Annotated in this window: 17 protein-coding genes; 10 read left to right on the forward strand and 7 right to left on the reverse strand. The window is 71.6% G+C overall.

Annotated elements, in window-relative coordinates:
• Window positions 1-130 precede the first annotated feature (130 nt).
• Window positions 131-1618: a phytoene desaturase family protein gene (locus AC08OO_RS11685; RefSeq protein ID WP_476610008.1), complete on the forward strand. Its 1488-nt coding sequence runs from the start codon at window positions 131-133 to the stop codon at window positions 1616-1618.
• Here AC08OO_RS11685 and AC08OO_RS11690 read toward each other — a convergent pair.
• Window positions 1541-2299, reverse strand: a complete 759-nt coding sequence (locus tag AC08OO_RS11690; RefSeq protein ID WP_476610007.1) for a CDP-alcohol phosphatidyltransferase family protein — start codon at window positions 2297-2299, stop codon at window positions 1541-1543. The genes AC08OO_RS11685 and AC08OO_RS11690 overlap by 78 nt on opposite strands.
• Window positions 2300-2588: 289 nt before the next feature.
• On the opposite strand from AC08OO_RS11690, the gene AC08OO_RS11695 reads away from it, so the two are divergent.
• Window positions 2589-2837 (forward strand): hypothetical protein, encoded by a 249-nt coding sequence (locus tag AC08OO_RS11695; RefSeq protein ID WP_011435832.1) that lies wholly within the window; start codon window positions 2589-2591, stop codon window positions 2835-2837.
• Between the two features lie 86 nt (window positions 2838-2923).
• Here AC08OO_RS11695 and metF read toward each other — a convergent pair whose 3' ends face one another.
• Together metF and AC08OO_RS11705 are read right to left on the reverse strand one after the other, a co-directional pair.
• Complete coding sequence (gene metF / locus AC08OO_RS11700; protein WP_476606145.1) at window positions 2924-3820, reverse strand: methylenetetrahydrofolate reductase [NAD(P)H]; 897 nt, start codon at window positions 3818-3820, stop codon at window positions 2924-2926.
• Between the two features lie 244 nt (window positions 3821-4064).
• Complete coding sequence (locus AC08OO_RS11705) at window positions 4065-4751, reverse strand: DUF4097 family beta strand repeat-containing protein (RefSeq protein WP_476610005.1); 687 nt, start codon at window positions 4749-4751, stop codon at window positions 4065-4067.
• 69 nt (window positions 4752-4820) lie between these two features.
• On the opposite strand from AC08OO_RS11705, the gene AC08OO_RS11710 reads away from it, so the two are divergent.
• The 6 genes from AC08OO_RS11710 to AC08OO_RS11735 all read left to right on the forward strand — a co-directional run bounded on the left by AC08OO_RS11710 (window position 4821) and on the right by AC08OO_RS11735 (window position 11998).
• Window positions 4821-5990 carry a polyprenyl synthetase family protein gene (locus tag AC08OO_RS11710; protein ID WP_476618506.1) on the forward strand — a complete coding sequence of 390 codons (1170 nt, stop codon included), beginning with the start codon at window positions 4821-4823 and terminating at the stop codon, window positions 5988-5990.
• Window positions 5991-6057: 67 nt separating this feature from the next.
• On the forward strand, window positions 6058-7569 hold the full coding sequence (crtI, locus tag AC08OO_RS11715; protein WP_011435829.1) for a phytoene desaturase family protein: 1512 nt from the start codon (window positions 6058-6060) through the stop codon (window positions 7567-7569).
• 145 nt (window positions 7570-7714) lie between these two features.
• Entirely contained in the window at window positions 7715-8824 is a 1110-nt protein-coding gene (locus AC08OO_RS11720; RefSeq protein WP_011435828.1) for an AAA family ATPase, read from the forward strand.
• Window positions 8821-9918: a DUF58 domain-containing protein gene (locus AC08OO_RS11725; RefSeq protein ID WP_476610003.1), complete on the forward strand. Its 1098-nt coding sequence runs from the start codon at window positions 8821-8823 to the stop codon at window positions 9916-9918. Before AC08OO_RS11720 ends, AC08OO_RS11725 begins: the two co-directional genes overlap by 4 nt.
• A complete protein-coding gene (locus AC08OO_RS11730; protein ID WP_476610002.1) occupies window positions 9915-10874 on the forward strand; it encodes a VWA domain-containing protein in 960 nt (319 codons plus the stop codon). Before AC08OO_RS11725 ends, AC08OO_RS11730 begins: the two co-directional genes overlap by 4 nt.
• Window positions 10875-10963: 89 nt before the next feature.
• Complete coding sequence (locus tag AC08OO_RS11735) at window positions 10964-11998, forward strand: phytoene/squalene synthase family protein (RefSeq protein ID WP_476618507.1); 1035 nt, start codon at window positions 10964-10966, stop codon at window positions 11996-11998.
• On the opposite strand, the gene serS is transcribed toward AC08OO_RS11735, so the two are convergent.
• Entirely contained in the window at window positions 11971-13233 is a 1263-nt protein-coding gene (gene serS / locus AC08OO_RS11740) for a serine--tRNA ligase (protein ID WP_476606152.1), read from the reverse strand. The genes AC08OO_RS11735 and serS overlap by 28 nt on opposite strands.
• 237 nt (window positions 13234-13470) lie before the next feature.
• Here serS and AC08OO_RS11745 point away from each other — a divergent pair, with 237 nt between their 5' ends.
• Complete coding sequence (locus tag AC08OO_RS11745) at window positions 13471-14364, forward strand: peptidylprolyl isomerase (protein ID WP_476610000.1); 894 nt, start codon at window positions 13471-13473, stop codon at window positions 14362-14364.
• Between the two features lie 8 nt (window positions 14365-14372).
• On the opposite strand, the gene AC08OO_RS11750 is transcribed toward AC08OO_RS11745, so the two are convergent.
• Window positions 14373-16178: a DEAD/DEAH box helicase gene (locus AC08OO_RS11750; protein ID WP_476609999.1), complete on the reverse strand. Its 1806-nt coding sequence runs from the start codon at window positions 16176-16178 to the stop codon at window positions 14373-14375.
• Between the two features lie 172 nt (window positions 16179-16350).
• Here AC08OO_RS11750 and AC08OO_RS11755 point away from each other — a divergent pair, with 172 nt between their 5' ends.
• A complete protein-coding gene (locus tag AC08OO_RS11755; protein ID WP_011435821.1) occupies window positions 16351-17874 on the forward strand; it encodes a helix-turn-helix domain-containing protein in 1524 nt (507 codons plus the stop codon).
• Here AC08OO_RS11755 and cutA read toward each other — a convergent pair.
• Window positions 17867-18205 carry a divalent-cation tolerance protein CutA gene (gene cutA / locus AC08OO_RS11760; RefSeq protein WP_232234947.1) on the reverse strand — a complete coding sequence of 113 codons (339 nt, stop codon included), beginning with the start codon at window positions 18203-18205 and terminating at the stop codon, window positions 17867-17869. The genes AC08OO_RS11755 and cutA overlap by 8 nt on opposite strands.
• A 368-nt stretch (window positions 18206-18573) precedes the next feature.
• Complete coding sequence (locus AC08OO_RS11765) at window positions 18574-20817, reverse strand: RelA/SpoT family protein (protein ID WP_476609998.1); 2244 nt, start codon at window positions 20815-20817, stop codon at window positions 18574-18576.
• Between the last annotated feature and the right edge of the window lie 14 nt (window positions 20818-20831).

Here is a 20831-nt window from a genome sequence, read left to right on the forward strand (position 1 = left end):
CCCCGCACCCCGCACCCCGCACCAGGAGCTTCCCTTACCCTTCCGGCGGCTTCCTTCTTCTTCCCGAGGCTTCGATGCCCGTTTCCTTCCTCGTGGATAACCGGGAAGGAGCAGCTCGTACAGTCGTCGCATGGCCCGTGTTGTGGTGATCGGCGCCGGTGTGGGCGGGCTGGCAGCCGCGACCCGGCTCGCCGCCACCGGGCATGACGTGACGCTCTGCGAGCAGTCGTCGCGGACCGGAGGCAAGCTCGGCTGGTACGAGCGCGACGGGTTCGGCTTCGACACCGGTCCGTCCCTGCTGACCATGCCCGGCGTGTTCGAGGACCTGTTTACCGCGACCGGCGGGCCGTTGCGCGGCGAGGTGGAGCTGCGTCGGCTGGACCCGATCGCGTCCTACCGGTTCGCCGACGGCACGACGCTCACCGCACATGCCGACGACGACGCGTTCGTGGCCGAACTGGACGATCGGATCGCCCCCGGGTCGGGCGAGGACTGGCGGCGGCTCGCCGACCGGGCCTGCCGGGTCTTCGACGCCGCCGAAGGACCGTTCCTGTCCAGTCCCGTGTCGGCGACCGGGCTGATTCGGCTCGCCTGGTCCGCACCCGGTGACATCGCCGCGATCGCGCCCGGCCGGAGCCTGCGCCGGCTGGGCCTGCGCTACCTGCGTGATCCCCGGCTGCGGATGATCCTGGACCGCTATGCCACCTACTCCGGGTCCGATCCCCGGCACGCCCCCGCCGCTCTGGTGTCGGTGATCCACGCGGAACGGCGCTTCGGGGGCTGGTACGTCGCGGGCGGCCTGCGCCGCCTCGGGGATGCGCTCACCCGCCGCGCCGAGGAACGCGGCGTCCGGATCCTGCTCGACGCGCCGGTGCTGGCGGTGACCCGGACCCCCGGCGGCCGGGTCGACGGGGTCCGTCTCGCCGACGGTATCCGGCTGCCCGCGGACGTCGTCGTCGCGAACGCCGACGCGGCGGCGCTCTACGGCCGGCTGGTGAACGATCGGGTCGGCCGCCGACGGCTGCGGCGGACGGTACCGTCGATGTCCGGCTTCGTGCTGCTGCTGGCCCTGACGGGTCGCACGCCCGGGCTGGGGCATCACACGGTCACCTTCCCCGCCGACTACGACGCCGAGTTCGATGCCGTCTTCGCGGGCCGGCTGGCGGCCGATCCCACTATCTATCTTGCCGCGCCCGCCGACCCGGCCTGCGCGCCGCCAGGCTGCGAGGCGTGGTTCATCCTGGTGAACGCGCCCCCACATCGCGGCACGGGCGGCCACGACGGCGCAGGCACCCTGGACTGGGACCGTCCCGGGCTCACCGACGGCTACGCCCGGCGCATCCTCGATGTGCTTGCCGCCCGCGGGTTCGACGTCCGCTCCCGGTTGCGCTGGTACGAGACCATCACCCCGGCGGATCTGGAACGGCGCACCGGGACGGTGGGCGGATCCATCTACGGTGGATCCTCGAACGGCGTGCGGGCGGCCTTCCTGCGGCCTCCGAACGCATCCCGGGTACCCGGCCTGTTCCTCGTCGGTGGGTCAACCCATCCCGGCGGCGGGCTGCCGCTCGTCGTGCTCTCCGCCGGCATCGTCGCCGGTCTCATCGGCCCGGCCTGACCCGGCTGTCAGGGCCGCGTGGACCGTGGCCGTGAGCTGAAGAAGGCCGATGGCGCAGACCGCCAGCATCGCGGTCGTCGCGATACTCGCGGCGAGGTTCGCGAGGCCGGGTACCAGACCCGCTCCGAACGAGCCAACCGCGGCGATGATGATCCGGGTCGGCCGCTCCCCGACGGTCACCACACCGATCTCGTCGAAGCCGGCGTTGCCGGCCCGGGCCCGGGTGTACTCCAGCAGTCCCAGCATGCTGCCTGTCGCGATCACGAGGCCGCCGGGTGCGCCGAGACACCACAGGGCCAGCAGGTAGGCCAGGTCACCGCAGCGGTCCACGACGGAGTCCAGGACATATCCCCAGGCGCTCGCGCGTCGGGTGAGGATCGCCACCGCTCCGTCGAGGTTGTCGGCCAGGCCACTGAGCACGATCACCAGAGCCCCCAGCAGTGGCCACCGGCCACCGGCCACGGCCGGGGGAATCGCGAGGGCGGTGAGCACGGCCCCCCCGGCGGTCACCGCCGACGGGCGCACCCGGCGGGCGGCGAGCGGCCTGGCCAGCCAGTAGACCACCGTCAACCAGGCACGAACGAGCCATAGCCCGCGCGCCAGGTCGTAGCCGCCGTGCAGGGCCGACCATTGGGCAAGGTAGGTGTCCCGACCAGGTAGCGGGGTGCTCACGTCGTCCATCGTGCCCGTCGTCCATCCCGTTCCGCCATCCCGTTCCGCCCGGTACGGCCAGCGCCCCGCCCGGTACGCCGCCATCCGTCCGGTACGCCGTCTCGCGCTGGGACATGCTGGGACATAGAGTCTCGTCGTCCCCTACCGCGAGCCGTAGCGGCACCCTGCGTCCGGCCGGCGACCAAAACCGAAGGCGTCGATCGGTCACCGGACCGGCCCGAGGTCGGGAGACGCGGTGTCGGAGGAACAGCGGTGTCACGAGAGAACAGCGGTGCCACCCAGACGTGGCGGGAGTGACGTGTCCGAACAGGTAGGCGGCGTAGTGGAGACCCTTGAGGACCTCGACCCGCGGGCGGTCTTCTCCGCCCATCGCGACCAGGTGATCCTTGCGGTACGGATCACCCCGATCTTCAACACCCTTGATCTCAGCCTGGTGACGGCGGTGGTGGACGCCGCCAACCAGGCCGGGTTCGCGCTGGTCCGGGAGCATTCGCTCCGCGACGAATGGCTGCTGTGCGTCTTCGATGCCTACGACGAGCACGACTGAATGCCAGCCCGGCGGCATGAGCGCGGACGGGTCGGGCGAGCGGCCCACCCGTCATGCGCCACCGGGACACCCCGCGGACCGGCCGGCTATCGGACCGCCTGGTAGATCTCCCGGGTGGCGCTGGAGCGGTTGAGGGTGATGAAGTGCAGGCCCGGTGCACCGCCGTCCAGCAGGCGACGGGACAACTCGGTCGCCACCTCGACCCCGATCGCCCGCACGGCCGCCGGGTCGTCGGCGACGGCCTGCAACCGGGAGGCCAGCGCCGGCGGGAAGGCCGCACCGGACAGCTGCGCCATCCGGACGATCTGCGCGACGTTCGTCACCGGCATGATCCCAGGAATGATCGGCTTGTCGCAGCCCAGCCGGCGGACCCGGTCGACGAGACGGAAATAGTCGTCAGCGCCGAAGAAGAACTGGGTGATGGCGTAGTCCGCGCCGGCGTCGAACTTGCCCACCAGGTAGCGCGCGTCGCTGTCGAAGTCGACCGATCGTGGGTGCTTGTCGGGGAAGGCTGCCACGCCGACGCAGAAGCCGCCGACCGACCTCACCAGGCGCACGAGTTCGTCCGCGTGCCGCAGGCCCGCTGGATGGGCAGTCCAGGTGCCCTGCGGATCCCCTGGCGGGTCGCCGCGCAGGGCCAGGACGTTGCGCACCCCGACGCCGGCGTAGTTGCCGATGACCCGGCGCAGCTCGGCGACGGAGTGGTTGACCGCGGTGAGATGGGCGATCGGCGTGAGGGTGGTGTCGGTGGCGATCCGCTCGGTCATCCGGATCGTGCCCTCGCGCGTCGACCCGCCCGCCCCGTACGTCACCGAGACGAACGAGGGATGCAGCGCCTCGATCTGGCGCAGGGCCGTCCACAACTGCCGCTCGCCGTCCGGCGTCTTCGGCGGAAAGAACTCGAAGGAAAAGGACGCACGACCGGTGGCGAGGTACTCGCCCATCGTCGTGGGTTGCGTGCTCAGACTCCGGACCGCCGCCATGGCACGAGGGTAGACCGAGCGTGGCCACGATCGAAGACGGACCCCCGATCGGAAACACGACCGATCAGGCCCCGACAGCGGGCAGCAACATTTCCCCGGCGTGATCCCACGAACCCCCAACGTGATCACGCGAGAGTCATGATCCGTCGATTCCACCAACGTGGGTGAGCAACCCGGCTGAAACGGGCTCGTTGGGCGGGACCAGCTGGGACAACCCAGATGGGCGGTAGATGGACAAGAGACGTCAGATGGACAAGGGTCCCAGCGGCGCGGCGAGACCGACCCGTACCCGCCCGGACACGCTGCGCGCCACCACCTGGCACGCCGCGTGCGCCGACGGGGTCAGCTCCACGTCGGCCGCCCCGGGATCGGCGGTCTCCACCTCCACCCCGTACTCGCCGTCGGGCAGCATGACGGTGACCATGCCCGTCTCGCTCTGCGCCCGCACACCGTCCGGCGGTTCGCTGAAGTGCAGGTTGACGTCGCCGTCCCGGCTGCGCGCGGCGACCGGACCGCGCGTGAGCTCCCGCCCGGCGATGGTGCCATCGCGGGTGACCAGGGACAGTTCACCGCCGACCCCCCACAGCGTGATTTCACCGGCGAGCACCTCGGCCCGCACCCGGACCCGTGGCGGCACGGTCAGCCTGACCCGCACGTCGCTGGCCCGGCCGTCGATCCGCAGCGTGCTCCCGGCCCTCGTGAGCGCGGGCACGGACCGACCGGGACGACGCCGCACGGTCAGCGCGACGTGCACGTCCTCGCGGTCCCGCCCGGAGATCTCGACGCGGCCGGCGGCCACCAGGATCTCCACGGCGTCGATACCGTCGACAGTGTGAGTCAGCTCCGCGGGTGGCAGCCGCAACAGGGTCAATCCGCCCAGTGCGGCGGCGACCAGCAGAACGGCGACCACGACGACGGCGGTGTCGAACACGGGCACACCGCACGGTACCCCGGACGCCGGCCAATCCCCGGCCACACCACGGTGCCGGACCACACCACGGTGGATGTGCGCGGGCGGGTCTCCGCCGTGTTGCGGCGCTTCGCCGGTTCGCGCGGAGCGCTCCTGCGCGGAATCGACGACGATCTGATCCCGTTCGTCCGTATCGCCACCGAATTCCTGCTGGCGGAGGGCAAGCGGTTGCGTCCCGCCTTCTGCTACTGGGGGTGGCGGGGCGCGGGCGGCCCGGACTGCGACGAGATTGTGACCGCCGCCGCCGCCATCGAGCTGCTGCACGCCTGCGCGCTGATCCACGACGACGTCATGGACGCCTCCGACACACGGCGCGGCAGGCCGGCCGCGCACCGGCGCTTCTCCCGGGTCCACCGGACCGCCGGCTGGCAGGGTGATCCCGCCGACTTCGGCCGCTCGGCCGCGATCCTGCTCGGCGATCTGTTCCTGGCCTGGGCCGACGAACTGCTCGCGGCCAGCAGGATGCCACCCGAGGCGTTGGTCCGGGCCTGGCCCACCTACGGGCGGATGCGCAGCGAGCTGATGGCGGGGCAGTACCTCGACCTCGTCGGCCAGGCCGAGGCCGGTCCGCACGGCGGCCTCGATCCCGGGCGGGCGGTCCGCATCGCCCGGTACAAGACCGCCGGTTACACGGTGGTCCGTCCCCTGCAGCTCGGCGGTCTGCTCGCGGGCGCGCCGCCGGACCTGTTGGCGGCCTATGCGGCGTTCGGCCTGCCGCTCGGCGAGGCGTTCCAACTCCGCGATGACCTCCTGGGCGTGTTCGGCGATCCGGCGGTGACGGGAAAACCCACCGGGGAGGATCTGCGTGACGGGCGGCCCACTGGCCTGCTGGCGCTCGCGTTGACCCGCGCGCAGCCGGCCGCGGCGGCCCGGCTGCGCGCGCTGATCTCCCCGCCGGTCCGGCGCGCCGGGCACTCTGAGGATGCGGGACAGCCCGAGAATCCCGGGTATTCCGGGTATTCCGGGGGACCCGGATGCTCCCCGGGATCCGGGCCCACCGAGAACCCCGCGGCCCGCGCCGCCCGGGTCGCCGAGGCCCGCGACATCATCGCCGCAAGCGGAGCGGTGGCCGCCGCCGAGGAACGGATCGCCGCCCGGACCGCCACGGCGGTCGAGGCGGCCCGACGGGCGGATCTGGACGTCACAACCCTCGCCGCCCTGACGGAACTCGCCATGGCAGCGACTTCACGATCACATTGAGCAACCGACTACATCGGGTAACCGCACCATCGACCAGGAAGTCCATCGACCAGGAAGCAGGTGGCAGGTGCGCACGGTGACCGGAGCGACGGATCACGTCGTCATCGTCGGGGCCGGTCTCGCCGGTCTGTCGGTCGCGCTGCGCCTGGTCGGAGCCGGCCGGCGGGTGACGGTGCTCGAGCGGGATGCGACCCCCGGCGGTCGGGCCGGCCTGCTCGCACTGGGCGACTATCGTTTCGACACCGGACCGACCGTCCTGACCATGCCCGAGCTGATTGCCGACGCCCTGGACTGTGTCGGGGAGGATCTCGACCGCTGGCTGTCACTGACCCGGCTCGACCCGATGTACCGGGGGTTCTTCGCCGACGGTTCGTCGCTGGACATCCGCGCCGACCCCGCCGACACCGCACAGGAGATCCGGGCGCTGTGCGGCCCGGCGGAGGCGGCCGGCTTCGAGCGGTTCGTCGGAATCGTCACTGCAATGTTCCGCACCCAGCTGCGCCACTTCATCGACGCACAGGTCGACTCCCCACTGTCGTTGCTGCGCCCGCAGCTCGCCCGGCTGGCCGCCCTCGGCGGCTTCCGCCGGCTCGACACCGTCGTCGGCCGCCATCTACGGGACCCGCGGACCCGGCGGATGTTCTCCTTCCAGGCGATGTACGCCGGGCTCGCTCCGCACGACGCACTGGCCCTCTATGCCGTCATCTCCTACATGGACTGCGTCGCCGGGGTCTACCACCCGGCCGGCGGCATGCACGCCGTTGCCGAGGCGCTGGCCGGCGCCGCGGCCAAGCACGGTGCCACCCTGCGCTACGAGACCACGGTGACGCGGGTGGAGGTGCGGGGTGGCCGGGCGGTCGCGGTGCACACCGCGGCGGGGGAGCGCATCGGCGCCGACGTGGTGGTGCTCAACCCCGACCTGCCGATCGCCTACACCGAACTGCTGCCTCCCTCGACGGCGCCGGCCCGCCTGCGCCGCCTGCGGTACTCGCCCTCGTGCTTCCTCCTGCTGGCTGGGGCGCGCGTGGAGTACCCGCACACCGCGCATCACACCATCCACTTCGGCCGGGCCTGGCGGTCGACCTTCCGCGAGATCATCGATCGCGGCGAGCTGATGAGCGACCCGTCCTTCCTCGTCACCACCCCCTCACGCACCGAACCCGCGATGGCCTCGGCCGGCGGCCACACGTACTACGTGCTCTTCCCCACACCCAACCTCACCGCCCCGCTCGACTGGTCGGTGCTGCGCTCGCGCTACCGCGACGAGGTGGTCGCCACCTGCGAACGCCACGGCTATCGAGGCTTCGGCGACGCCATCGAGGTGGAGCAGGTCACCACGCCCGCCGACTGGCGGGCCCGCGGGATGGCGGCGGGCGCCCCGTTCGCGGCGGCCCACACCTTTCGCCAGACCGGTCCGTTCCGCCCCTCGAACCTGGCCCCGGGCCTCGCGAACGTCGTGTTCGCCGGCAGCGGCACCCGGCCCGGCGTCGGGGTCCCGATGGTCCTCATTTCCGGCCGGCTGGCCGCGGAGCGGATCCTCGGTGCTGACCGGGGTTACCGTTCCCGCGCCCTGTGCTGACCCGTGACGCAGCCCGGCAGCCCGGCAGCCCGAACATTTCCCACCGCCGAGAAGTTGCTGAAGAGCGGCTTAGATGAGGCTTCCGGCCAGGCCGTGCCGAGTCCTTTGGCACCCTGTTCCACGATGCGGCTGGGACAATGCTGCCATGGACGAAGGGCACAGCCCGGCCGGCCTCGCCGTACCGGACACCACGTCGGACGCGGCGCTGCTCGAACGCGCCCTGTTCGAGATCAAAAAAGTGATCGTCGGACAGGACCGGATGGTCGAACGTATGCTCGTCGCCCTGCTCGCCCGGGGCCACTGCCTGCTGGAGGGCGTGCCCGGGGTCGCGAAGACGCTGGCCGTGCAGACCCTCGCAACCGTCGTCGGCGGTTCGTTTGTCCGCATCCAGTTCACCAACGACCTCGTGCCCTCCGACATCGTCGGTGCCCGCATCTACCGGGCGAGTCAGGAGGCGTTCGACGTCGAGCTCGGCCCGGTCTTCGCGAACTTCGTGCTCGCCGACGAGATCAACCGGGCACCCGCGAAGGTGCAGTCGGCGCTGCTGGAGGTGATGTCGGAGAAGCAGGTCTCGCTCGGCGGGGTCACCCACCGGCTTCCCGAGCCGTTCCTGGTACTGGCCACCCAGAACCCGATCGAATCCGAGGGTGTCTACCCGCTACCGGAGGCGCAGCGGGACCGGTTCCTGATGAAGGTCAACGTCCCCTACCCGAACCCGGCGGAGGAGCTCGAGATCGTCCGGCGGATGGGCACCTCGCCACCGCTCCCCGAGCGGGTCCTGACCCCGCAGGCGCTGACCCGGCTGCAGACCCGGGCCGACGAGGTGTTCGTCCATCACGCCATCATCGAGTTCGCCGTCCGGCTGGTGCTCGCCACCCGGTCCCCCGGCGAGGCGGGTCTACCCGAACTCGAGGGCCACCTGGCCTACGGAGCCTCGCCGCGCGCCTCGCTCGGACTGGTCGCGGCGGCCCGCGCGCTCGGCCTGCTGCGCGGGCGCGACTACGTCGTACCCGACGACGTCGCCGCGGTCGCCCTGGACGTCCTGCCCCACCGCCTGGTGCTCTCGTACGAGGCGCTGGCCGAGGGGCTGACCGCGGACGCGATCGCCGCCCGGATCCTGGGCGTGGTCCCGCAGCCTCAGGTGGCGCCCCGCCAGCAGGGCCCCCACTACCCCACCGGTCCGCATGCCGGCGGGTGGGGGACGAACCCGCGTTCGGGCTTCCCGGAATACCTCGACCAGGGTGCGTCCGGATGACGGACCCCGCGGACCGGCTCCGGGCCGGCTCCGTGCCGGCGACCGATCCGGCGGTGGAGCGGACCCTGCGCCGGCTCGAACTGACCGTGCTCCGCCGTCTCGACGGCATGCTCCTCGGCGATCATCTCGGGCTGCTGCCCGGTCAGGGCAGCGAGAAGGCCGAGAGCCGCGAGTACGCCGTCGGTGACGACGTGCGCCGGATGGACTGGGCCGTCACGGCCCGGACCACCGTCCCCCACGTCCACGATCTCATCGCCGACCGGGAGCTCGAGACCTGGGCGCTGGTGGACCTCACCGCCAGCACCGAGTTCGGCACCGGTACCTGGCAGAAGCGTGATCTGGCGATTGCCGCCACGGCCGCGGTCGGCTTCCTGACCGCCCGCACCGGCAACCGGATGGGCGCGATCGCGCTGACCCAGACCGGTCCACGGGCGATCCCGGCCCGGCCCGGCCGGGACGGGCTGCGGGCGCTGCTGCACACGCTCATCACCGCGCCTCGCGGCGCGCACGACCGGCCCCGCCGCCGGCCCGATCCGGCGGCGGCCACCGACCTCGCCGCGGCGGTGGAGGGCCTGCTGCGCCCGCCGCGCCGCCGGGGGCTCGCGGTCGTCGTCTCCGACTTCCTGTCCACCGACCTGCGCTGGGAACGGCCGCTGCGGGTGCTCGCGGCGCGGCATCAGGTGCTCGCCATCGAGATCGTCGACCCGCTCGAGCTGACCCTGCCGCCGGTCGGGCTGCTGCCCGTCGTCGACGCCGAGACGGGGGCGTTCGTCGAGGTCCCGACGTCGTCGCGGCGGTTGCGGGAACGTTACGCCGCGGCCGCCGTCGCCCACCGCAGCGCGGTCTCGCTGGCGTTGCGCCGGGTCGGCGCCGACCATCTGGTCCTGCGCACCGACTCGGACTGGCTGGTCGACATCGTCCGGTTCGCCTCGGCGAACCGGCGCGGCCGGGGAGCCGGCCGCCGCCCGCCCGTGGGTCGGACCGACCAGGGTGGCACGGCGGCGCCCGCCACCAGTCGGGCAGGCACCAGTCGGGCAGGCACCAGTCGGGCAGGCACCAGTCGGGCAGGCACCAGTCGGGCAGGCAGCCGGTGAGCTTCCTGGCCGGGCACTGGCTGTGGCTGTACCTGGGGGTCGGCGCGTTGCTGATCTCCTATGTCGTGGTCTCGGCGCGGCGGCGGGTGTATGCCGCCCGGCTGTCGTCGACGTCGCTGCTGTCCTCGGTGCTTCCCCGCCGACCGCAGTGGTGGCGCCGTCACGTCCCGGCGGCGCTGCTGCTGCTCGCCCTCGCCGGGTTGGTGTTCTCCCTGGCGCGACCGGCGCGGGCCGAGCGGGTTCCCCGGGAACGCGCGACGATCATCCTGGCGATCGACGTCTCCAACTCGATGGCGGCCACGGACATCGCCCCGACCCGGCTGGCGGCCGCCAAGCAGGGCGCCTCGGCATTCGTCGACCAGCTCCCTCCCCGTATCAACCTCGGGCTGGTCTCGTTCGCCGGCAGCGCGACGGTCCTGGTACCCGCGTCCGCCGATCGCGAGTCGGTCCGCGCCGGCATCCGCGGCCTGCAGCTCGGTCCCGCGACCGCCGTCGGCGAAGGAATCTTCGCCTCGCTCCAGGCGATCACCACCGCCGGCAAACGGTTCTCCGGCACGGGGCAGAGCGCGCCTCCGGCCGCCATCGTGCTGCTCTCCGACGGGGAGACCACCCGTGGGCGGCCGAACAACCAGGCGATCGAGGCGGCGCGGCAAGCCCGTATCCCGGTGGACACCATCGCCTACGGCACCGCCGACGGAACGCTCGACGTCGGCGGTCAGGAGGTGCCGGTGCCGGTCAACGAACAGGCGCTCCGTGACATCGCGGAGCAGACCGGCGGCTCGTACCATCGGGCCACCTCCGGCGACGAACTGCGTTCGGTCTACCGGGGGCTCGGTAGCTCGATCGGCTACCGGACCGAATACCGGGAGGTCACCACCTGGTTCCTCGGGCTGTCCCTGGGGCTGGGATTCGCCGCGGCGGCGACGTCCCTGGCGTTCGCGTCCCGGCTTCCCTGAGGGGATCGACGCCGATGAAGGGGTCAACCGGACTCACCGGGGCAGGTCGACCCCGATCGGGCGGGAGCCGTCGCTATCCGCCTCGCTGGGTGGCTACGCTGACTAACGTGGGGGAGCTCGACGCGGCCGGAATCATCGATCCTCGACTACGTTCCTCCTACGCGCGGGCCCGGGCGCTCAATGCCGCCCACGGCCGCACGTACTACCTGGCCACCCTGCTGCTGCCAGGGTGGAAGCGGCCCCACGTCCACGCGCTGTACGGCTTCGCCCGCTACGCGGACGAGATCGTCGACGATCTCGACTCCACGCTGACCGAGGCCGAGCGGGCGCGCTGGCTGCACGAGTGGGGCAGCCGGTTCCTTGCGGCGCTACGGGCGGGGACACCCGCCGTTGACGTCGGCACCGGGATGGCCGGCACCGGGATGGCCGGCACCGGGAGGGACCGGCACCGCGCGGAGGTCTCGGTGCTGCCCGCGGTGGTCGACACCATTCACCGCTTCAAGATCGATTCTGACCATTTCGCGGCGTTCCTGGCCTCGATGGCGATGGACCTCACCGTGACGGAGTACGCGACCTGGGACGAGCTGACCGTCTACATGCACGGATCGGCCGCGGTGATCGGCCTGCAGATGGTGCCGATCCTCGAGCCAGTGGACGACAGCGCCCTGCCCTATGCCCGCGACCTGGGGATGGCCTTCCAGCTCGCCAACTTCATCCGCGACGTCGGCGAGGATCTGCGGCGCGGCCGCGTCTATCTGCCCCGGGCTTCGCTGGACCTGTTCGGGGTCACCCGGGAGCAGCTGGCCGCCGGCGTCGTTGACGGGCCGGTCCGCCGCCTGCTGGCCTTCGAGATCAGCCGGGCGCGGGAGCTGTTCCGCGCCGCCGAGCCCGGCATCCGCCTGCTGCACCCAACCTCACGCGACTGCCTGCGGACGGCGTTCGTCCTCTACCGGGGCATCCTCGACGAGGTCGAGCGCGCCGACTACCGGGTGCTCGAACGCCGCGTGTCAGTCGGGCTCCCGCGCCGGCTGGCGGTCGCCGGACCCGCCCTGGTCCGGGCCGTCCGGGCGCGTCGCGGCCAGGGCCACGGGATGCCTCAGATCAGCTCACGGCCCCCCAGGTAGGGCCGCAGCACTTTGGGAACGCGTACCTCGCCGTCGGCGGTCTGGAAGTTCTCCAGCAACGCCGCCAGCAGCCGTGGGGTCGCCACGGCGGTGTTGTTGAGCGTGTGCGCGAAACGCACGGTGCCGTCGGTGTCGCGGTAGCGCAGGTTCGCCCGGCGCGCCTGCCAGTCGTGCAGCGTCGAGCAGCTGTGCGTCTCGCGGAATCGACCGAGCGAGGGGAACCAGGTGTTGATGTCGTTCATCCGGAACTTGCCGACGCCCATGTCCCCGGTGGCGCATTCGACGACCTCGTAACACAGCCCGAGGTCGGACAGGATCCGCTCGGCAGTGGCCAGCAACTCGGCATGCCAGCGGGCCGACTCGGCCTCGTCAGCGGCGCACAGCACGAACTGTTCGACCTTCTCGAACTGGTGGACGCGCAGCAGACCGCGGACGTCCCGGCTGGCGCTGCCGATCTCCCGGCGAAAGCACGGCGAGATGCCGGCGTAGCGGATCGGCAGGCGGCCCACATCGAGAATCTCCCCGGCATGCAGGCCGACAAGAGCCACCTCGGCAGTCCCCGCCAGGTAAAGGTCGTCGGCGGGGATCGCATAGATCTCCTCGCGGGCCTTGGGTAGCATCCCGGTGCCGACGAGCGGCTCCTCCCGGACCAGGGCGGGCACCGACACGGGGGTGAAGTCCAGCCCGCGCAGCAGGTCGAGCGCATAGGAATGCACCGCGCGCTCCAGCATGACCATGTCACCGGCGAGGGCGTACGCCCGCTCCCCCGCGACCCGCCGGGCCCGGGCGAACTCCGCCCACCCTCGTTTCTCGGCCAGTGCCGTGTGGTCGAGCGGGGTGAAGTCGAACTCCGGCGGCTCGCCGACGGTCCGCAACACCACGTTGGCCGACTCGTCGGCTCCCACCGGCGCACCCGACCACGGGATGCCCGGCACCAGCAGCATCAGCTCGGACAGCCGGCCCCCGGTCCGGGCCAGCTGCTCGCGCAGGTCCTTCAGCTGGCGGTCGAACGCCTCGTGCTCGGCCCGCAGCTCGGCCCGCCGGGCCGCGTCGGCCCCGGCGAACTGCTTCGCGAAGCTCTTGCGCCGAGCCTGCGCCTCGTCCACCTCGAACTGCAGTTTGCGATTGTCCCGGTCGAGCTGCAGCAGTTCATCGACATCCAGATCAATGCCTTTGGCCGCGACCGCGTCTTTCACGGCCTGCGGATTCTCCCGGATAAAGCGCTTATCGAGCATGGAATCGCGTCAGCCTCTGATCGGTACCGCATTGTGCTTTGCGGTAACGCTACCAGCCGTCCGGCCCGCGCACCGGTCCGCTCCCGGCCCGGCGGGCACCCGCCCCGGCAGGCACCCGCCCCGGCAGGCACCATGCGGGGCGATCCGCCGCTCACCGGTTACGGTGCACAGACCACACCAGAACCAGACCACACCAGAACCAGCAGACCGCATCAGAAGCGAGGGAGGCCGGCGACGGTGGCCAGTGCAAAGGAGCGACGTCAACGCGAGCTCGCCGAGGCCCGGGCGGCCCGGCAGGCGCAGCGGCGCCGGCTCGCCCATCGCCGTCGTCAGCAGCGGCTCGCGATCGTCGCCGGATTCATCGCGATCGTCGTCGCGGCATCGACGATCGCCGCGATCCTGCTCACCGGCAAGGACGACCAGCCCGACGTGGCCGCCGCCGGTGCCGCGACGACACCCACCGCGACCGCACCCACCGCGACCGCACCCACCGCGACCGCACCCACACCATCGGCCGCCCCCCGTCAGACCAGCAGGGTCGGGCAGTGCACCTACACCTCCAACGGGGAGGCCCCGGCCCGCGGCGCCACCCTGCCGGCGGCCGCGGCCACCGTCGACACGTCCCCGGCGACAATGGTGATCATCACCGACGCCGGCACCATCACGGCCGCCTTGGACGCCCAGAAGGCACCATGCACGGTGCACGCCCTGCGCACGCTCGCCGACGCCAGGTACTTCGACGGCACCACGTGCCACCGCCAGACCGGGGGGGCCGACGCAGGCATCTCGGTCCTGCAGTGCGGCGATCCCACCGGAACCGGCAACGGCGGCCCGGGGTACGGGTACGCCAACGAGAACACCCAGGGCGTGACCTACGACCGAGGCGTGCTGGCGATGGCGCACAGCCAACTGCCGGACAGCAACGGCAGTCAGTTCTTCATCAACTACCAGAACCCGACCTCGCAGGGCGCGGCGGCGCTCGCCGGCAATTACACCGTCTTCGGGAAGATCACCAAGGGACTCGACGTGCTCGACAAGCTCACCGGGCCCGGCGTCGAGGGCGGCGGCTCCGATGGTGCCCCGGCGAGCAAGCCGAAGATTCTTTCGATCACGATCACCCAGGGCGGCTGACCCGCCGGTCAACCGGCCCAGCGGCGGATGGTGTCGATGCGGGCCTGGAGCTGCGCGGCGGTGGCCTGGCCGCTCGGCGGACCGCCACAGGTCCGGCGCAGCTCGGCGTGGATCATCCCGTGCGGTTTGCCCGTGCGGTGGAAGTGTGCGCCGACAAGCCGGTTCAGCTCCTTGCGCAGCTCGCCGATCACCTCGTGCACGGGCCGGGTGGCCGCCTCGACCGCCGGCTGCACGCCCTCGCGGGCCGGCGGGACGACCGGCGAATCCGCGGCACGGGCGGCGGCACGGCGCGTGGCGGCCTGCTGGGCGGCCTGCTGGGCGGCCTCCCGCTGGCGCAGCAGAACCGCGACCTGATCGGGCTCCAGCAGGCCCGGCAGGCCCAGGAAGTCCTCCTCCTCGATGGACCCGGGGGCCGCCGGGGTGCCGAACTCGCCGCCATCGAAGATCACTCGGTCGAGATGGGCCGAGGATCCCAACGCCGTGAACAAGGTGTCCGGCTTGTCGGGGATGTCCTTGCGCCGGTTGGCGTCCCGCAGCGCGTCGTCGTCGAAGGCGTCCGGATCGCGCGGGGACTTCTCCAGGGCGTGGTCCCGCTGGACCTCCATCTCGCCAGCCAGCGCCAGCAGGGACGGCACGCTCGGGAGGAAGACCGACGCCGTCTCCCCGCGACCGCGGCCCCGAACGAACCGCCCGACGGCCTGGGCGAAGAACAGCGGGGTTGACGCCGAGGTCGCATAGACCCCGACCGCCAGGCGAGGCACGTCCACGCCCTCACTGACCATCCGTACCGCCACCATCCACCGGTCGGCCGACCGGCGAAAGTCATCGATCTTGGTCGACGCGGTCGGGTCGTCGGAGAGGATCAGCACGGGCGAGGTGCCGGTGATCCGGGTGAGCAGCGCGGCGTAGGCGCGCGCGGCCGCGTGATCCGTGGCGATGACCAGCCCGCCCGCGTCGGGCATGCCGCCGGCCCGCACCTGGGACAGCCGGGTGTCGGCGGAGGCGAGCACCGCCGGCATCCAGTCCCCGCCCGGGTCGAGCGCGGTGCGCCACGCGGCGGCGGTCTGCTCGTTGGTGAGCGGCTCCCCGAGCCGGGCGCTCAGTTCCGCGCCGGCACTGGTCCGCCAGGTCATCTCGCCCGAGTAGGCGAGGAAGAGCACCGGGCGGACAACCCCGTCGCGCAGCGCCTCGGCATAGCCGTAGGAGGAGTCCGCGATGCTGCGCATCACCCCGTCGGGGCCCGGCAGGTAGGTGACGAAAGGGATCGGGTTGACGTCGGAGCGGAACGGAGTACCAGTCAGGGCGAGGCGACGCGCGGCCGGGGTGAACGCCTCCCGGATCGCCTCACCCCATGACAGCGCGTCGCCGGCGTGGTGGATCTCGTCCAGGACGATCAGGGTGCGACGCGCGGCGGTCCGGGCACGGTGCAGGGCCGGATGCGCCGCCACCTGGGCGTAGGTCACGGCGACACCGGTGTAGTCGGAGGATGTCGCCCCGGCCGAGTTGCGGAAGTCCGGATCGAGGTCGATACCAACCTCCGCCGCGGCCACGGCCCACTGGCGTTTGAGGTGCTCGGTGGGCGCGACGACGGTGATCCGACTGATCTCGCCGGCAGTGAGAAGGTCGGCGGCCACCTGCAGGGCGAAGGTCGTCTTCCCGGCGCCCGGGGTGGCGACCGCCATGAAGTCCCGGGCGCCCGACGACGACCGTGACCGGTAGATCTCCAGGGCCTCACGCTGCCACGCGCGCAGCGGTCGGGCTGGTGGAACGGGACGTCGTGGACGAGGGCTTCGGTCGAGGGGGCCGGCTCTCACGCCATCACACTCTAGAAGGCGGCACTCGGCGAAGACGCTGGCGGCCGCAGGCGCGTCGGGATGACCACACTTTTGCCGTGGATGGTCCCGAAGGGACCACGCCCGAGCATGACCGTCTTATCTCACAGAGGGTTAAGCTCCTGGAGTCAACCGATTGACTTCGGAGGCCCCGATGCAGCTCACGACCGGTCCTTCGGCAGTTCCCCGCGCACCGGTGGCCTCCGCGCCAACACCTGAGGTATCCGGTGGTGACAGGACGCCCACCACCCGCACACCCAACACCCGCACACCCAACACCCGGCTGCGACTGAGTCGGGAGGAACGGGGCTGGTCGCAGGAACGGCTCGCCACCGAGATCCGTCGGTTCTCCGTCATCCACGAGGGTCGCGAGGCCGGGGTGACCGGCAACATGATCTGCAAGTGGGAGAAGGGCGACAAGAAACCAAGCCTGCGTTATCAGCGGTTGTTGCGGGCGCTATTCGGCCGGTCGTCGGCGGAGCTCGGTTTCGTGGATGACGAAGCGCTTCCCGCCGCCGTCGGAGCACTGCGGGGCGGAACCGGTCAGGGTACGGCCGTCGCCGCGTCGATGAACCTTGAACAGGCGGCCTGCGAGACGGGCGCCGCGGGCACACTCGTACTTCACCCCGGCACCGACATGATCGACACGAACGGTATTCCCGTGGAACGTCGGGACTTTCTCCGGCTCTTCGCCGCGGCGGGCGGCGTCGCCGTCGTGCCCATGAACGGCGTCACGGACACCCCGCCCTGGGAGCGCCTCTCGGCGGCGCTGCGTCGCCGTAGCACGGTGACCCCGGAGCTCGTCAACGAGCTGGGCCAGCTCACCGCGGGGCTGTACGGCTTGGAGGAACGCGTTCCCGCCCGGATCCTGATACAGCGGGTCACCGGGCATCTGAGCAGGCTCAGTCAGCTGCTGGAGACCACGAGCCGGTCCCCGGTGCGCCGTGAGCTGACCTCCACCGCCGGGGAGACGGCGGCGCTCGCCGGATGGCTCTCGTTCGACATGAACGACCTGCCCGCGGCCGTCGCCTACTACCGGGTGGCCATCGAGGCCGCCCGCGAGGCCGATGACCACGCCCTGTGGGCCTGCGTACTCGGTTACGAGAGCTACCAGACCGCCAGCCGTGGCCGCCACGACCAGGCCTGCGCGCTGCTCGGTGAAGCCCAGCGGCGAGCCGCCACGGGCAGCACGGTGATGACCAGGGCCTGGCTGGCTGCCCGGGAGGCCGAGGAGCAGGCCGCTCGCGGCGAGGGCCGGGCGGCGCTGGCCGCCCTCGACCGTGCCCAGGATGCCTTCGACCGGGGTGAGAGCGACGGGGACCGGGTCTGGACGCAGTTCTTCGACCGGGGCCGGCTCGATGGCCTGAAGGTCACCACCTACACGCGGCTACGGCGACCCGCCGCGGCCTACGCCGCCGCCACCGAGGCACTGCGGGCGGCCGCTCCCGGTGCGACGAAGAAGCGGTCGTTGCTGATGAGCGACATCGCGGAGGTGCACATCCAGCGGCGGGAGATCGAGGCGGCCTGCCACTTCGCGGCCGAGTCCCTCGCGATCGTGCTCCAGACGGACTTCTCGCTGGGCCTGGCCCGTATCCGCCGCGCCCGGGAGCACCTGCGGCCCTGGCAGCACACCCAGGCCGTGCGCGAGTTCGACGAGCAGCTGCGGGCACTCACCTGACGGTGGGTGCCGTCTCGGCGCTGATCCAGCCCAGATAGTCGGCATGGCCAGCGACGATCGGCGTGGCAATGATCTCGGGATTTTCGTAGGGGTGGAGGACCACGAGCCGCTCATGTAGCTCATCGAATCGTTCGGTGGTCGTTTTCGCCAGACAGAGCCATTCCTCGGCCTGCTCGATCTGGCCCTTCCAGCGGTAGGTGCTGCTCATCGGTCCGATCACCTGGAAACAGGCGACCAGACGCGCCTCCACCAGGATCCTACCGATACGGTCAGCGCTTTCCCGGGAGTCGATACTCACGATGACCTGAAGGTGACCCACGCGCACTCCCATCTCTAAAACGATGGATACGCAAGATACCCTACATCGATCAGTGGCGGTAGCCGTTGAATTTACGGCGCCCGGGAGGATCGGACGTATTCTCCGCGTGACATTCCACCCGGATCCACCCGGAATGGGCGGTTCAGTCGCAAGCCGTTTACCGCCGGTTGATCGGGAGGGTACATTCCGGCGCGGAAAGGCCGCGCTGGGCGCAAGAGACAGCACCCCACGCCGACCGGGGAAGACCGGCCTGCTCCCGTAACCAGCCTGCTCCCGTAACCAGCCTGCTCCCGTAACCAGCCTGGTCTCACCCACCGGTTGGTCCTACCGCTGCCGCGGTCCCCCGCCCGGGTCGGTGCCACCGCCGCCCTGCGCTGGCTTCACCCGTCCCCGGCGGGCGCGCCGTGAGCCGACGACCCCTGGGTCTGGCACACGCGGTAGCAGTCGTAGACACCGCCGACGCCGCGCACCGCGCCGAGCACCTTGTCCAGTTGCTCCGGCCCGGTGACCTCGATCGTGAAACGCGCATGCGCGACCCGATCATCGGATGTGGTCGTCGAGGCCGCGCGGACGGACGCCGAGATCTCCGAGAGCACCTCGGTGATGTCCGCGAGTAGCCCGTAGCGGTCGAACGCCTCGACGGCGATCTCCGCGGGAAAAATCTGCGCCTGTGGTGCCGACCAGGTCGCCACCGCGACGCGCTCGCGGTCCGACCCCGCCTCGGTGGCGTTCATGCACTCCCGGCGGTGCAGAGACACGGTGCTGCCGTGCGTCGCGAAGCCGACGACCACGTCTCCGGGCAGCGGAAGGCAACATCGCGCCAGCCTCGCCGGCACCCGACCACCCACCCCGTCGTCTGCCACGGCCGCGAGGCTGGGCACCCCACGCCGGGCGATCGGACGGGTCGGCGACGGCAGGCCCGACGAGGCGCCGTCCGCGCCGCCGGCGGTCCGCGCCCCGCCGCCGCTCCCGGACCGGGTGGTCGTGACGCCCAGCTCGGCCGCCCCGGCCGCGGTGTCCCTGCGCTGCCGGGCCAGCCGGCGCCGGATACGTACCCGGGCCCGGGAGGTCCTGACGAAGTGCAACCAGTCCTCCGACGGTCCCGCGCCGGGGAGGTTGGAGGTCAGGATCTCGACGACGTCGCCGTTGCGCAGCCGGGTATGCAACGGGACGAGCCGACCGTTGACCCGGGCGCCGATCGCCCGGTGCCCGATGTCGGTGTGCACGGCGTAGGCGACGTCCACCGGGGAGGACCGGGCCGGCAGTGCGAGCATCCTGCCCTTGGGCGTGAACGCCAGCACCTCGTCGGCATCCAGGTCTGAGTACAGCGACTCGAGGAACTCGTCCGAGTCGACCTCCTCCTGCCAGTCCAGCAAGCTGTGCAACCAGGACAGGCCCTCCAGACGGGCGCCGTCCGCGCCGGGGCCGACCGGTCGGGCGACGATCCCGGTCTCGGCCAGCCGGTGCATCGACGGCGTCCTGATCTGGATGTCGAGGGAGCGGCCGGCGCCGTCGGTCACCGTCGTGTGCAGGGACTGGTACATGTTGAACTTCGGGGTAGCCACGAAGTCGCGCAGCCTGCCGGGCACCGGTCGCCACAGGGCGTGGATGACACCCAGCGCCGCGTAACAATCCGTCACCTCGTCGACGAGCACGAGGACGCGGACGAGGTCGGTGTAGTCCTGGACGGGCCGGTTGCGCTCCTGCGCCCGCTTGTAGATCGAGAACAGGTGGCTGACCCGGATGGAGACGGCGCCGTCGATGCGAGCCCCCGCGAGCCCGGCTCGCAACCGTGCCACCAGCGCCGCGACGGTTCCGGCCGCGCGCTCAGCGGCGGTGAACTCGTCCACCGTGGCGGCAATCCGGGCGTGCTCGGCGGGATGGAGCACGGCGAACGCCCGGTCCTCCAGCTCCCGCTTGATCACGCTGACGCCGAGCCGGTGGGCCAGCGGGGCCAGGACCTCAAGCGTGACCCGGGAGATCTTCACCTGTTTGGGAGGGGACATGAAGGCGAGCGTGCGCATGTTGTGCAGCCGATCAGCGATCTTGATGACCAGTACTCGGTAGTCCCGGGCCAGGGCCACGATCAGCTTGCGCAGCGTCTCGGCCTCCGCGGCCTCCCCGAACCGCATCTTGTCCAGCTTGGTGACACCGTCGACGAGGTTGGCCACCTCCGCGCCGAACTCCTGGGTGACGGAGTCGAGGGTGTACCCGGTGTCCTCGACCGTGTCATGCAGCAGGGCAGCGATCAGGGTAGTCGTGTCCACCCCCAGCTCCGCGAGGACCTCGGTGACGGCGAGGGGATGGCTGATGTACGGATCCCCGCTGCGCCGCATCTGACCGGCGTGCAGCCGCTCGGCGACGCCGTAGGCGTGCACCAGCAGGCCGATGTCGGCGCGCGGATGATAGTCGCGATGCGCCTCGACGATGTCACGCAGCTCCGGCGGCACCTGGGACATCCGCGGTGTCGCCATCCGCCTGGCCAGGTGGGCGAGACGCACGCTCGCCTGCCGGGCCGCCGACAGGGCCCGGGAGGCCTCGTCGGCACCGCCGTCGGCCCGGGACAGCGCGGGGGTCAGACCGCCGCCGGCCGGCAGACCCGCACCCACGGTCTCAGCATCCACGGCGCCCCCCTGAT

This window comes from Frankia sp. CeCAU1 (assembly GCF_977971845.1).